The sequence below is a fragment of the Candidatus Woesearchaeota archaeon genome (assembly GCA_016188115.1).
Lineage (GTDB): Archaea > Nanobdellota > Nanobdellia > Woesearchaeales > GW2011-AR9 > JACPIK01.
Map to the genome: position 1 here is coordinate 502,971 of JACPIK010000002.1, position 12,576 is coordinate 515,546.

At 38.1% G+C, this 12,576-nt stretch carries 14 protein-coding genes; 6 read left to right on the top strand and 8 right to left on the bottom strand.

Going from position 1 to position 12,576, the window contains the following annotated elements; translation table 11 throughout:
- The first annotated feature begins 41 nt into the window (after nucleotides 1-41).
- Nucleotides 42-659, top strand: coding sequence for a Kae1-associated serine/threonine protein kinase (locus HYV86_02670; protein ID MBI2572738.1), 618 nt, complete (start codon nucleotides 42-44; stop codon nucleotides 657-659).
- Nucleotides 660-745: 86 nt separating this feature from the next.
- Here the strand turns inward: HYV86_02670 and HYV86_02675 are convergent, their stop codons facing one another.
- Nucleotides 746-1,408 (bottom strand): peptidylprolyl isomerase, encoded by a 663-nt coding sequence (locus HYV86_02675; GenBank protein ID MBI2572739.1) that lies wholly within the window; start codon nucleotides 1,406-1,408, stop codon nucleotides 746-748.
- A 20-nt stretch (nucleotides 1,409-1,428) separates the two neighbouring features.
- On the bottom strand, nucleotides 1,429-2,007 hold the full coding sequence (locus tag HYV86_02680) for a cytidylate kinase family protein (GenBank protein MBI2572740.1): 579 nt from the start codon (nucleotides 2,005-2,007) through the stop codon (nucleotides 1,429-1,431).
- A gap of 122 nt (nucleotides 2,008-2,129) precedes the next feature.
- Here HYV86_02680 and HYV86_02685 point away from each other — a divergent pair, with 122 nt between their 5' ends.
- The gene (locus HYV86_02685; GenBank protein ID MBI2572741.1) at nucleotides 2,130-2,807 is read left to right on the top strand and encodes a hypothetical protein; all 678 of its coding nucleotides are present in this window, start codon (nucleotides 2,130-2,132) and stop codon (nucleotides 2,805-2,807) included.
- A 62-nt stretch (nucleotides 2,808-2,869) separates the two neighbouring features.
- Here the strand turns inward: HYV86_02685 and HYV86_02690 are convergent, their stop codons facing one another.
- From HYV86_02690 to HYV86_02705, 4 genes are all read right to left on the bottom strand, one after another.
- A complete protein-coding gene (locus HYV86_02690; GenBank protein MBI2572742.1) occupies nucleotides 2,870-3,430 on the bottom strand; it encodes a hypothetical protein in 561 nt (186 codons plus the stop codon).
- A 116-nt stretch (nucleotides 3,431-3,546) separates the two neighbouring features.
- The gene (locus HYV86_02695) at nucleotides 3,547-4,242 is read right to left on the bottom strand and encodes a glycosyltransferase (protein ID MBI2572743.1); all 696 of its coding nucleotides are present in this window, start codon (nucleotides 4,240-4,242) and stop codon (nucleotides 3,547-3,549) included.
- A gap of 118 nt (nucleotides 4,243-4,360) precedes the next feature.
- Nucleotides 4,361-5,227, bottom strand: a complete 867-nt coding sequence (locus HYV86_02700; GenBank protein ID MBI2572744.1) for a hypothetical protein — start codon at nucleotides 5,225-5,227, stop codon at nucleotides 4,361-4,363.
- A gap of 54 nt (nucleotides 5,228-5,281) precedes the next feature.
- Nucleotides 5,282-6,376, bottom strand: a complete 1,095-nt coding sequence (locus HYV86_02705; protein ID MBI2572745.1) for a hypothetical protein — start codon at nucleotides 6,374-6,376, stop codon at nucleotides 5,282-5,284.
- Nucleotides 6,377-6,599: 223 nt separating this feature from the next.
- Between HYV86_02705 and HYV86_02710 the strand changes: the two genes are divergently transcribed.
- The 3 genes from HYV86_02710 (at nucleotide 6,600) to HYV86_02720 (ending at nucleotide 10,927) form a co-directional block, all read left to right on the top strand.
- Nucleotides 6,600-8,720 (top strand): CDC48 family AAA ATPase, encoded by a 2,121-nt coding sequence (locus HYV86_02710; GenBank protein MBI2572746.1) that lies wholly within the window; start codon nucleotides 6,600-6,602, stop codon nucleotides 8,718-8,720.
- A 106-nt stretch (nucleotides 8,721-8,826) separates the two neighbouring features.
- Nucleotides 8,827-9,666: a hypothetical protein gene (locus HYV86_02715; GenBank protein MBI2572747.1), complete on the top strand. Its 840-nt coding sequence runs from the start codon at nucleotides 8,827-8,829 to the stop codon at nucleotides 9,664-9,666.
- A gap of 76 nt (nucleotides 9,667-9,742) precedes the next feature.
- On the top strand, nucleotides 9,743-10,927 hold the full coding sequence (locus tag HYV86_02720; protein ID MBI2572748.1) for an HD domain-containing protein: 1,185 nt from the start codon (nucleotides 9,743-9,745) through the stop codon (nucleotides 10,925-10,927).
- 23 nt (nucleotides 10,928-10,950) lie between these two features.
- On the opposite strand, the gene HYV86_02725 is transcribed toward HYV86_02720, so the two are convergent.
- Entirely contained in the window at nucleotides 10,951-11,760 is an 810-nt protein-coding gene (locus HYV86_02725; GenBank protein ID MBI2572749.1) for a TatD family hydrolase, read from the bottom strand.
- A 42-nt stretch (nucleotides 11,761-11,802) separates the two neighbouring features.
- Nucleotides 11,803-12,144, bottom strand: a complete 342-nt coding sequence (locus tag HYV86_02730) for a hypothetical protein (protein ID MBI2572750.1) — start codon at nucleotides 12,142-12,144, stop codon at nucleotides 11,803-11,805.
- A gap of 170 nt (nucleotides 12,145-12,314) precedes the next feature.
- Between HYV86_02730 and HYV86_02735 the strand changes: the two genes are divergently transcribed.
- On the top strand, nucleotides 12,315-12,521 hold the full coding sequence (locus HYV86_02735; GenBank protein ID MBI2572751.1) for a DUF2188 domain-containing protein: 207 nt from the start codon (nucleotides 12,315-12,317) through the stop codon (nucleotides 12,519-12,521).
- Nucleotides 12,522-12,576: the final 55 nt, after the last annotated feature.

Sequence of the window (12,576 nt, forward strand, 5' to 3'; positions counted from 1 at the left end):
CAATACGATATGTTTTTAAATTTATAAGAAATAAAGTGATTATGTTCAAAATTGCCCAAGGCGCAGAAGCCATTATCTACAAAGATAATGAAACCATTATCAAAGAACGCTTTAGTAAAGAGTACCGCTTAGCTCACTTAGATGAATCACTGCGTCAATTTCGCACTCGACGTGAAGCAAAAGTACTTGGAAAACTCACAGAACTACAGTTTCCAGCACCTCAACTCCACTCCTTCTCTGACAAACGCATGTCTATCGTGATGGATTTTATTCCGGGAGACAAACTTAAAGATGTAATTGAAGCAGGTGATGACTATCTCAACCTCGCAAAAGAGATCGGCGAAAAGATAGGCAAACTTCACGCACATCATATTATTCACGGCGACTTAACCACATCTAATATGATCCTGCACAAAACCAATCACACCGTGCATCTTATCGACTTTGGATTATCCATGTTCTCAGAAAAAGTAGAAGACAAAGCAGTCGATTTATTCTTAATGGAACGTGCCGTTGCCAGCACACATTCAGATATTGCCAACGAATTATTTGAAGGAATTATTGAAAGTTATAGACTAACAAATCCTGAAGCTGAGCAAGTTCTCAAGCGATTAGAAGATGTGAGACAGCGAGGACGGAATAAGAAGAAAGAAGATTGATTATTTCCCTTGTGCTGCTAGTCTTACGTTATCAACATATCGCAAGCCAGCCCAAAACCTACTCTAAAAAGAACAAGAAACTTACCCTATCCACTCTTCGCGCTTACAATCACAATCTTGCCATGAACCAAATCAGTTAACTTCTTAGACAACATATCTAAAAGTGGTTGAGGATATGCCACAGCAAGTTTTGCATGCACTTTATCTGGATCATCTGAAACTTCAATTTGTTCAGCAGATAATTTTAATGATGTCTGAAAAAATGCGCTCACTTGCTCTTTAACATCAGTTACTTTGCGGTGTAAAGTTACTTCATACACCACATCTTGACCAGCAAGAGGATGATTAAAATTTACAATAACACGACCACCAGAAACACTTTTCACTGTCCCTACTTCTCCATCGATATTAATCTGTAAACCAGGACGAGGCATAACATTATGTTCCTTAAACGAAGAATGAGGAACGATTTTAACATTTTTCACATCACGTTTGCCAAATGCTTCTTCAGGACTCAATTTGAATGCATAGCTTTTACCATATTCTTTACCAAGTAAATGCGCATCAAGACCAGGCAGAAGTTGACGTTCGCCCACACAAATTGTCACAGGATGAAATCCAGCTTCTCGAGTTGCCAGACCAGTCACTTTAGCAACAGATGCAACAGTGGTATCAAACACTTCACCAGAAGGTAAACGTCCAGTAAAATCAAGAACGACGAAATCGTGTTGTGTAATTGTATTACTCATACCTACAAATAGTCAAATAGTTATTTATAAGCTTTCTTATTCAGTTTAATATACGAAAGAACTTTCTCCAAAGTCTCTTCTTTAGAGATATGAGTAGTATCAACAACTAAATCGTAATGTGTTAAATCACGATAATCTAATTGATAGTACTTTTTATACCTTTTTTGATCCATCTCATCTCTTTTATGAACTAACTTTACTGTGTCTTTCAATGTTTTCGCAGTACCTTCATTCTTGCGATTGGGATCACTTTTAAGCGTCTTCCAAATACGCCGTGCCCCTTCTATATCGTCAACTCCAATAAAGATCTTAAGAGATTCAGGCAAGAAATGAAATTGAGTGCGACCCTCAACAATAACAATCTTATTTTTTTTCTCCAAATCTCGCGCCTGCTTTGCCGCAGCTTTATCTACATCAACATCTGTCTCAGGATGAGTAAGAGCATATTTATTCAACTCTTCTAGAGTCACATTCTTTGACGCAGCAATATCACGACGAATACCCCCCACATAAATTCGCACCGCCCCTAGTTTTTGAGTAAGAAGTTGTGCTAATGTTGATTTTCCAGAACCAGGAGTGCCCGAGATAGTAATAATCATACCACCAGAAAAGAAAACAAGGTTATAAGTTTTTGGATTGCATTGTTTTAGACAGATCTAACTCCTTTTTCCCCTACATCCTAGTCAAAAGGTATAAATAGTCAAAAAATATTTTTCTACCCATGGAGTTGATGGATCAAAAAGAGAGTAGTAAAACTAAAAACAAATCGACAGCCGTAATTTTAGTACTTCTTCTCGTGATGGGAGCAATATTTTTTGTCCGACCAAGCATTATCGGATATGGGATTTACAAAGAAATTGAACAATCAAATTACACCGTAGACACATATGGAAAAAATCTCCAAGAATTGCAGCATGAACTTCAAACTATCCGCACAAATGCCACCCTGTATACTTCATTTAACGAGCAACTTCTCTCACAATATGAAGATATAGCACAAAAATATACTCTATGCACAGATGAACGAAGCCAAGCAGTAGCGCAGCTTAAAGTAAGCGAAGATTCCTGCGCTGATAAAGTAGCCCTCCTTGAACAACAAAACGCTAACACAAAAAGTTTGTATGAACAATCACTGCGCGACAAAGAAAATCAGCAAAACGTCATTGTCGATCAAAAGACAACGCAGTTAGAACAAGACAAAGTCCAATGCACACAAGAAGCGCAAACTGCAAAACAAGAGAAAGAAACTGTACAACGTGATTTTGACGCATTTGCCGCAACCATGGCTAAGAGTGTTTGCTGTAAAGAGAAAGTGGACAACCCCCAGATAGATTCATTTACAATTTCTAGCAATAAGATTGTGTGTTTAGTAGGTGGAGAGAAAAAAATTGGGTGCTAGCGATAAAAATTAGATTCATTGCCTAACATTAATTCAAAATAAAAAATAAAATTTCAACTAGATTAAATATCAACAAAAATCTTTGTGTTTCTATCACCTGGAATAAAAATCATTCCACCAATAGTGATTTCTGGAAGCCGTTCATCTCGCGGAGTTGTTGGAATTCGCTCATCTTTGATTGCACGCAAAGCGAGTGCAAAACGATGAACGTCTGGATTAGTGTATGTTCGAAAACCGCACATAGGAACCCACATTGGTGATTCAAAGCCACAATTAAGAAGAGTTTCATCAATAGCACCATTATAGCCAGGTCTAATATAACTCTCGCAGTTTGCATCACTTAAACTGGTAATCCCACCATTTGCTCCAAACAAATAGGGTGCAGATGCTTTTTGTTGGACCCCTCTATCCACTACTTCGCCATTCAGTGCGTGTGCTTGGATTTGCTGTCCTGAAGCTCGTAAGAACCCATACATAAAAGCTTCTTGCACAAGGTCTTTAGGCAGACCACCATTGTCAAATGGTTTAGTAAGTGAATCAAGATCTTGGTGTGCACTAGGAGTATAAATCCCCCTCCACGTTTCTACCTCAGAAGGCCGTAGGATTAGTGAAGTTTGTACCATACACCAACTAAGATAAATCTATTTTAAAAATGTTTACTACTCAACCATGACATTAATAGAATTCCAATATCAGTCTTCTTCCATAGGAATATCAAGAGACCAAACTATTTTTTTACTTACCTAACCTTCTCATACTCTTCTTTCTCTAGCCCTTTTGTCTTATCTTTAACCCATTTGCCAATCCAAAAGCTAGCAACTTTTGACAAACCCCATTGTTCAAGACGACGCATGGAGGTCACGGTTTGGGCTTTGCTACAAAGATATTTACCTTTGGTTAGGAGTTTCTGAATTAATTTTCGGTGCTCACGAACATGGAGTGCAGGATCATAGCCGCCTACTTCATCAAAATCTTTTTTTCGACATAAAATCGAACCGCTGCAGCCTTTATACGCACCGCTGCGATGCATCGTATTCTTGAGACCCATAACAGCACGATGGTGAATCTTAGTTGTATCAGGTTTAACTCGACAAGTGGCAACGGAATGAGCAGGCGTAAACTCTTGCACCATCGTTGAAAGAGCACCAGGCTCCAAAGTAGTATCAGCATCCAAAAAGAGCAATAAATCAGCAGACGCTTTATCCGCCCCATAATTTCGAGATCGACTCACATGTGCCCTAGGAAGCGTATAAACAACTGTTCCCTCTTGAGCAACATTTTTTGCCGCAGCAACCGTCTGATCATTACACCCATTCGCCACGACAATAACTTCATAATTAGGAAAATTCTGAGAATAAATACTCTGCAACGTCGAAGGAATATATTTCTCCTCATTATGCGCAGGAATAATTATTGAAACCTCTGGAACCACCATAGCGAGAAGAAACAAAGACCTATTTAAAAAATGTACTACTACAAAAAATATGATTTTTAGTGTAGATTTAGCTATCGTAATTGTTGTTATGTGATTTTGTCGACTGCTAAATTTAGTTTTATTCCAATAATGGATTTCCACCTGCGATCCAATCCGCATAAATGCGAGACCCTTCACTCATCTCCCTAGTAAGAAAATACCCCAGACCAACTGCATGCACTTCAAGATGAGGTTTAAACCCGTCCTGCTGGAATTCAGGTCTCACTGTTACCTGTCTTTCTTTACACAGCCAAGTGTATAATCTCTTTAATTTAGTAATATCTAATGTTAAATTATGATAAATAAAAACTTCATTATCTTCTTCTTGTGCATATTGACGAGCAAGATGTCGTTGAACACCGCAAGCATGACCTTCAGTAAGTATGGCTTTTTGTGTTGCTCTAAGCTGGAAAGGATTGAATGATAATAACCCTTTTTGCCATTGTACATGATGAACATATTCATGACCGACTATGGGTAGCAATTGTTCTCGAGATCTTTCTAGTTCAACCATTTGCATTTTATTAGGACGATATTCTCCCTCACAATCATCAGCTTGAAGTTCTACATAAGCCGTTCTAAGCGGGATAGCTCCTAAAAATCCACTTAATATCAACCTATGATCCACACATACACCTAAAGCTGCACCACCTGCCATAGTTGCTAAACCAATCCCGAAATAAAGATACTTGGTATTGGCACTATGTCCACGTATTTGAGGGGTAGTGATACCCTCCACTCCAAGAAAATCATCTACTCGAGCTTTGATCTGAGGAAAGTGTGCTCGATACTCTTCAAGTGAGAGTGGCATGCCCAAAGGTAACTTGCCCTCATCATGTCTTTTTTGAATGCGTCCCAATTCAGCAACATCTTCTTCAAGTATAGTTTCTAATAGAGAAACGGTCTCCGGTTTGAGAAGATGTTGGATAATTGGTGAATAACGCATAGGAGTATACAAAGACTATTTTTTATAAATGTTACTACTAAAAAGAGACAAAAATTACAACGTCAAATAATTCGCAGCCCACAACATCCCACGATCAGAATAATAAAACGGCGTGCTAAATGGTTTTGCATCCTCAGAGAATACTTCTAAATAATTTTTATGTTTCTCAATCTGCGCAGTGTAGAGTTGTTTAAGCAAATCCGCTTTCTCTTGATTTTCAGGATTCAACTGTTTAAGAAATTTGATGTACAACGGACCCATATGTGTCCAAATCGCTGTACGTTCATATCCGCGTAAAAATACTTCCTGCCAGACAAAATGCGCTGCTTCTCGAGTAGAAGTATAACGTAAAGGAAATGGATGATCCAATTTTGCTTCTTCAATCGCTTTGATACATTTTTGCGCAATCTCTTCATCATTAATCGTACCTGTAATAAAAGGAAAGATATTAGCATCGCCACCCACATAGGGTTTTTGACGTAAATCATCATAAAAATAAGACCCATTCCAAAAATGCTTTATCAATAAAGCAGCAGAATCAATATTTGCAAAAGGGTTTATCAATCCAGGTAATTCACTAAGATCGCGAGCAAGCGTTGCCACCATACAATTATCATAACAGGAACTCTTACGCAACGCAAAATCTTTCATTGAAGAAAAATACACATCCGCTTTCACCAAACCCGTATTCTTATTGATAACTTTTTCATGATAAAGACCAATTTGTCGATTGAGAAACACTTTGTACGCATCATAATTAAATTTAGAAATTCGCATACTATGAATCAGCCAAGGCAATGAATCAACTGCAAAGAAAGGAAAATCAAACGGTTTTCCCCCAGGAGTAATTGTGGTCGTAATCTCACCTGATTGTTGAAAGTGATTCAACGCATATCGTAGAGTATGATGAACTTCATTTTTATATCCTAATTGAAGAAGTGAAGCTGTGCACCAACCAAAGTCACGGGTCCAAAACTGTGGAAAATTGGTAGTAGACGTTTGGAAATATCGACCATTCCAACATTCTTTCACAACCTGATGACAAATCTCTTGAGCATTACCCTCATACTTCTTTGCCACAATTCGATTCTTTAACCCACTTAAAAATATCCGAGAACCCTGTGTTGCATATTCTATCACCGAAGTCATAGTCTTTGACCACCACCACTGATATAAAAAGATAGTGGGGGAGCAGAAGAGAAAATTGTACACAAACTGTTAAATTCCACCCAAACCAAAAGCAATAGGAACTTTTCCCTGCCCAAGAACAATATCATCCACAACATTTTTATATAAGTTTGTTTATCTTAAGTCAACCAAGATCAATTGAAATAAACATTAGGCTTACAAAACCACTAAAATAGGTGACCTCATGACCCCTCAACCCACCCACCATTTGATTGTAACAGAAGCACTCCATCACGACGCAGGGAAAAGTATTGCCCGAATTTCAAGCGATGTAATGCATAAGCTCAAACTAAACCAAAACGATGTCATTGAAATAACGGGCAAAAGTAAAACCGTTGCAACGGTCTGGCCAGCACGAAAAGAAGACGAAACACAAGAATCAATTCGTATTGATTCACTTACTCGATTTAATGCTGAGACATCATTAGGATCAACAGTCACCATTAGCAAAATTGATTCTCAACCCGCACAGAGTATCACCATCTCACCATTAGAAAATGTGCAATTTAGCAGCGACCCCACCCCCTATATACTTCAACGATTAGTTGGAAAAGTTTTTCTCAAAAAACAACGTGTTGCAGTAGACATCATGGGAACTCAATTACAATATGTAGTGAGTAAACTCTCCCCAGCAGGCTGTGTTCGCATCACCCAAAACACTCAACTCACAATCTCTGATACTCTTGCTGAAGAACAAAATAATTTACCCACAATTTCTTATGAAGATATTGGTGGTCTTAAACGCGAAATCGATCTTATTCGAGAGATGGTAGAACTGCCAATGAAACACCCCGAGGTGTTTGAACGACTTGGCGTGAGTGCTCCAAAAGGTGTTCTTCTCACTGGACCACCTGGAACGGGAAAAACCTTGCTTGCAAAAGCAGTAGCGTCTGAAACTGAATCAACATTTTATTCTATTGCCGGACCAGAAATTATGAGTAAATTCTACGGTGAATCTGAAAAACACATCCGCGATATTTTTGAACAAGCCAACAAAAATGCGCCTTCCATTATCTTCATAGATGAGATTGATAGCATCGCACCAAAACGTGGTGATGGAAAAGACCAAACTGAAAAACGTATTGTTGCACAATTACTTACAGCCATGGATGGACTCAAAACCCGTGGCAATGTTGTAGTTATGGCTGCAACTAATCGACCTGACGATATAGATGAAGCATTACGTCGACCTGGCCGTTTCGATCGTGAATTACGCATTATGCCCCCCAATGATGAAGGCAGATTAGAAATTCTAGAAATCCACACCCGAGGCATGCCGCTTGCAAAAGATGTTGAACTCACCAAAATTGCGCGTAAAACGATTGGTTTTACCGGCGCAGACCTTGAAGTACTCTGTAAAGAAGCTGCACTTAAAGCACTCAAACCATACATCCCAAGCCTTAAAGAGTTTAGTGTCAAAGTACCCACCTCTATTTTAGAAAAACTTGAAATCAAAAACACTCATTTTGAAGAAGCACTGCAAATGGTCGAACCATCCGCCATGCGTGAAGTAATGATTAGTAAACCCAATGTAAAATGGAGCGATATTGGTGGATTAGAAGAAATTAAACAAAAATTACGTGAAACCATTGAACTGCCTTTACTCAAACCAGATCTTTTCAAAAAAGCAGGAATTAAACCACCCAAAGGAGTATTACTCTCAGGACCACCCGGAACAGGAAAAACCTTGCTCGCCAAAGCCGTAGCAAATGAAGCAAATGCCAATTTTATTTCAATAAAAGGCCCAGAATTAATTAGTAAATGGGTAGGCGAATCAGAAAAACAGATTCGCGATACATTCCAACGCGCTCGTCTCGTTGCACCCACTGTTATCTTTTTTGACGAATTTGATAGTATAACCAAGACTCGTGGCGCATCATTAAACGATTCAACCGAACGCATGGTTAATCAACTCTTAACAGAGATAGACGGCATTGAAAATCTTGAAAATGTAACCATCATCGCCGCAACCAATCGACCAGACCTTATTGACCCCGCCCTATTACGACCAGGACGTATTGAACTCAAAATAGATATCCCTCTGCCTGACACAGCATCACGCGAACAAATCTTCAGAGTACATACCAAAGATATGCCCCTTGCAAAAGAGATCAAACTCAAAGAATTTGTAGAAAAAACCCAAAACTGGAGTGGTGCTGAAATTGAAAGCCTTTGCCGTGAAGCTGGGCTAAATGCAATTCGCCGCGTCCAACAAGAAGAGAATCCAAAAGTAGTAATAACAAAAGAGGATCTTACCAACGCATTGAGAGAAATAAGTTTACGCGAAAAGAAAGACAAAAAATAAACTTAGAAATCCTAAAACAGAAAAAACAAGAAAACGGAATACAAAATCGATACTCTAGAATCGAAATCATCTAAAAATAAGACTTTATTTGAGAACATGAGAAGATATGAACCTACAAAAGTATTTTGTAACTATTGGTATAGCCCTTAGCACTGCTCACTGTAGTTCCTCAAACCAAGTTTCTCCCACACCAATAACCATTTGTTCTCACCCATTATCTTTAGAACAACGAGCGCAAGAGATAACCCTTGCATCATATCAACAACTTCGCCACGCGTTAGAACCAACGCAGCCACCACCAACCCTAACCCCTTGTCCAATTTCTCCAAGTGAATTAGCATATACTCTACTACGAGATGCGCAACAATACCATGAAAACACGTTTCAAATTCCACAGCTAGTAGACAGAATTGGTATGCGTAAAACAGAATACGCAGACCGCTTTCGTGATCTTCAACCGATTTATGAGCTCATTTTTAATGAAGTAAAAGCGCTTCTTGATGAACATAAAGATTTTTTAATAACAGAAGGATTACAAAGAACACCTTCAATATTTTTTCTTGATCTAATAGATTTACGTGATGAAACCAGCCAAGTAAGTGCTGCCACGTATGCCTACAATCGACAACTCTCATCACTACGAAGCAGAGTCCCCACTACTGCTAAAGAAGCAGAGCAGATACGTACTAACCTTGAACAAACATTAAGAACCATAGAAAAATTACCTAAAATTGAAAACAGAACCTATGCACTCCTGCACAATGTATGGAACCTACATGATGAAGCACTAAAAGATGAAACAGTTAGATTAGAAAGAATGCAAAGGCAAGGATTGTTAGATACACCAGGAAAAGAGTTAATTGAAGACTATTTTGTAATTCAAAAAAGAAGAAACAAAAGATATAAAGAGATTTTTGAAAAAGATAAAAAAGATAATAATTTTTAATCAGATAATAAGTTTCATGATTTGTATGGTTTTTAGAAACCTTTAAATCATCTATTTTCTTTCTTTACTTCTCACCATGTCGTATAAATCTGAAAAAGAAGCATTTGAAGATCTCCAATTATGGAAACCATCGGTGAAGATTTTTCCCCCAAAAGCTCTTTTTGATCCTAAAGCTCGCATGTACCCCCTATTTTGTTATCTTTATGCGCAAGTTCGTTCTACTTATACCAAAGTTCATAAAAGAAAAAATGGACAAAACCCGTTTGTACACCCACTTAATGTAGTATATGGGTTGCGTGAAGCAGAAATCAAAGACGAAACCACCCTTTGCGCAGGATTGATCCATGATTTAATCGAAGAACGAGTAGATATTTACAAAAGTGAATTAATCACACGAAAAACAAAGAAAGAAACCATTCTTTCAACACTCGCAGAATTCGAACGAAAAACGTATCATTCATTCGAAGAGGAAATACTTAATTTCTGTAATAAGAATCACCTACCATTAACCTGTGCAAAAGAGATACTCACTATCACAAAACTGCTTACTCGACATAAACGTCATTTTTATTATAAATCATTATCACAAATCTTCCAACACCCCGATGCAAACATCAGAGAAAAAGCAATTCAAATCAAACTTGCTGATCGATTGCATAACATCCTTACCATTGAAAAATTTGATAACCATCAACGTATATATGAATGTTTCAAAAACCTTTTTATTCTTAATAATGTCAAAAAATTCATTGTAGATAAATACAAAGACCACATGGTGAAAGCCAAACGGCATAACTCTACCGAGCTTCTCTTTAAACGCTGTGGCAAAGCAACGTATGAAGCGTTTCTCAATATTACTCTACGTTGCTCGCCAGTATTAACACATAGTGACGTCAAAACCATGATCCATCTTGCATTCAAAAAGTATGCTTTAGAAAAGCGATCGATCTGGGAAATAACCCATGTTGATAGCGAACAATACCACCTATATCGCATATTCCAAGGAGTTGTTCGTAAGTATGATGCTCGTCTTCATCAGGAGTGGGATGTATTTGAAATGCTCAGCACCAAAGAGCACAAATTTTGTTCTTTATTTTTTAAAACATATAAATTCAAACACAATGAAATTGAATCCATCCTAGATTATAAAGACGCCTACGCACTAGGAGAAGTGATTACCTACTTACTCTATATCCCTGATTATTACCTTGCTGATTTTCTGTGTGTGAATTTAACACATAGTGGACGATTAAGAAGGTAAGAAAATCACCACCAAGAATAAACCTATTTCTCCCCAAACACGTTTACATAATTCTGCCAAATTTGTGCTGCCACATCTTCTGGTGTCATCTTCTTGATCTGTGCAATCTTCGCAATGCTTAATGGAATATACGCGGGTTCACTGGGTTTGTCTGTATACGGAGAGAGCCAGGGCGCATCAGTTTCAGTTAACAACTGTTTCAAATCCACCAATTCCACCATCATTTGAAATTGCTGTGACTTCACCACATTCGCAGGTATAGAAAAATAATGCCCCAACGCTGCTGCTCGTAAGACTAAATTCTTCTTACCAGAGAAACAATGGTTGTTGACAGGGATTTCACGATTTGGTAATTCTTCTTCTAAAATATCAATGCATTCTTTCTCGGCTTTACGACTATGAATAATAATTGGTTTCTTTACCTCTTTAGCAAAACGAATAATGCGACGAAAGTTTTCTGCTTGTTGAGCATACGTCTTCTCTTTCTCTGCCCAATAGAAATCAAGCCCTACTTCTCCAATTGCAGTGACGTGACTAAGATTATCGCGAATAAACTGAAATTGTTGTTCTAAATCAATTGCTCCCTTGTGAACAGGTAATCCGGTTCCATCCGGTTCAATACCTAATGCATCAATGGGATAAATTCCTAAAGATGCACGTAGCATTTCAGGGTGTTTTTTGACAATAGAAAGTACTTTAGCATTCCCTTCAGGATTAACACCAGAAAGTAGAATTCGTTTGACTCCGGCATCTTTGGCGCGTTGGAGAACATCTTCAAACGTATCTTTAAACTGCTCATGATAAATGTGGCAATGGACATCAACAAGTTTCATAGGAAGAAAGATTCTTTGACACTTTAAAAAGATAATGAGAAATTATTCTTTGGGTTTTTCAATTGATAATTGACTCTTTGGAACTAAACCTGTGCCTTGATACATGATACCAAGTACGCCTTCCTTGGTCATTATCGAAGTTGCAGAAACGCCAATAACATAACGACATCCCAGATCTTGTGCCGTTTTAGCTAAATCATCCAATGCCAATTCTGACGCCATTCTTAATTTAGCATCAATATTACCATTACCTAATAATTGAACATGCCCAAATCCATTTAGCATAACTGTTTGATACAAATCAAGACTAGTTTGATATACAGCAGCAGCGGCAAGACCATCCAATGTAGAAACACACCCATTGCGATATTCTTTGACATCCATACTAAATACACAAAAGCTCTGTTTTATAAAAGTAGCCAAAAAAATGGAAATGTTGTTAACGTAGGATAGTGAACATATACTTCATGGTAAACTATGGGACAAGCATATATAATCCCTCTTCTTTTAAGAATAAGTCATAGGGAGAGCTATGGCAAACGGGGGGATGCAGCATGAGACAAAAGATGAAACATAGTACGCACTATGTGCTATCAACAGGGAGTGGATGGGCAGTGTTTGAAGAAGGTAAGCATAAACCAGAAAGTGTGCATGAAAGTATGTATGAGGCAGCACAACACGCAGAAGAACGAGCCAACCGATTTCATACAGACTGTATTATTTATGGCATGGACGGCGACATACGCTTTAGTAATATTTAATTCTTGAGCCCATTTTGGGCTCTTTTTTCTCTAAGAAATTATCAAATCTTCCCGC

Bases quoted from the DNA above. Each gene is read 5' to 3' on its own strand.
- HYV86_02685 (MBI2572741.1), top strand. From the start codon at position 2,130: ATGGAGTTGATGGATCAAAAAGAGAGTAGTAAAACTAAAAACAAATCG.
- HYV86_02670 (MBI2572738.1), top strand. From the start codon at position 42: ATGTTCAAAATTGCCCAAGGCGCAGAAGCCATTATCTACAAAGATAAT.
- HYV86_02720 (MBI2572748.1), top strand. From the start codon at position 9,743: ATGTCGTATAAATCTGAAAAAGAAGCATTTGAAGATCTCCAATTATGG.
- HYV86_02730 (MBI2572750.1), bottom strand. From the start codon at position 12,144: ATGGATGTCAAAGAATATCGCAATGGGTGTGTTTCTACATTGGATGGT.
- HYV86_02705 (MBI2572745.1), bottom strand. From the start codon at position 6,376: ATGACTTCGGTGATAGAATATGCAACACAGGGTTCTCGGATATTTTTA.
- HYV86_02725 (MBI2572749.1), bottom strand. From the start codon at position 11,760: ATGAAACTTGTTGATGTCCATTGCCACATTTATCATGAGCAGTTTAAA.
- HYV86_02675 (MBI2572739.1), bottom strand. From the start codon at position 1,408: ATGAGTAATACAATTACACAACACGATTTCGTCGTTCTTGATTTTACT.
- HYV86_02680 (MBI2572740.1), bottom strand. From the start codon at position 2,007: ATGATTATTACTATCTCGGGCACTCCTGGTTCTGGAAAATCAACATTA.
- HYV86_02715 (MBI2572747.1), top strand. From the start codon at position 8,827: ATGAACCTACAAAAGTATTTTGTAACTATTGGTATAGCCCTTAGCACT.
- HYV86_02695 (MBI2572743.1), bottom strand. From the start codon at position 4,242: ATGGTGGTTCCAGAGGTTTCAATAATTATTCCTGCGCATAATGAGGAG.
- HYV86_02710 (MBI2572746.1), top strand. From the start codon at position 6,600: ATGACCCCTCAACCCACCCACCATTTGATTGTAACAGAAGCACTCCAT.
- HYV86_02735 (MBI2572751.1), top strand. From the start codon at position 12,315: ATGAGACAAAAGATGAAACATAGTACGCACTATGTGCTATCAACAGGG.
- HYV86_02690 (MBI2572742.1), bottom strand. From the start codon at position 3,430: ATGGTACAAACTTCACTAATCCTACGGCCTTCTGAGGTAGAAACGTGG.
- HYV86_02700 (MBI2572744.1), bottom strand. From the start codon at position 5,227: ATGCGTTATTCACCAATTATCCAACATCTTCTCAAACCGGAGACCGTT.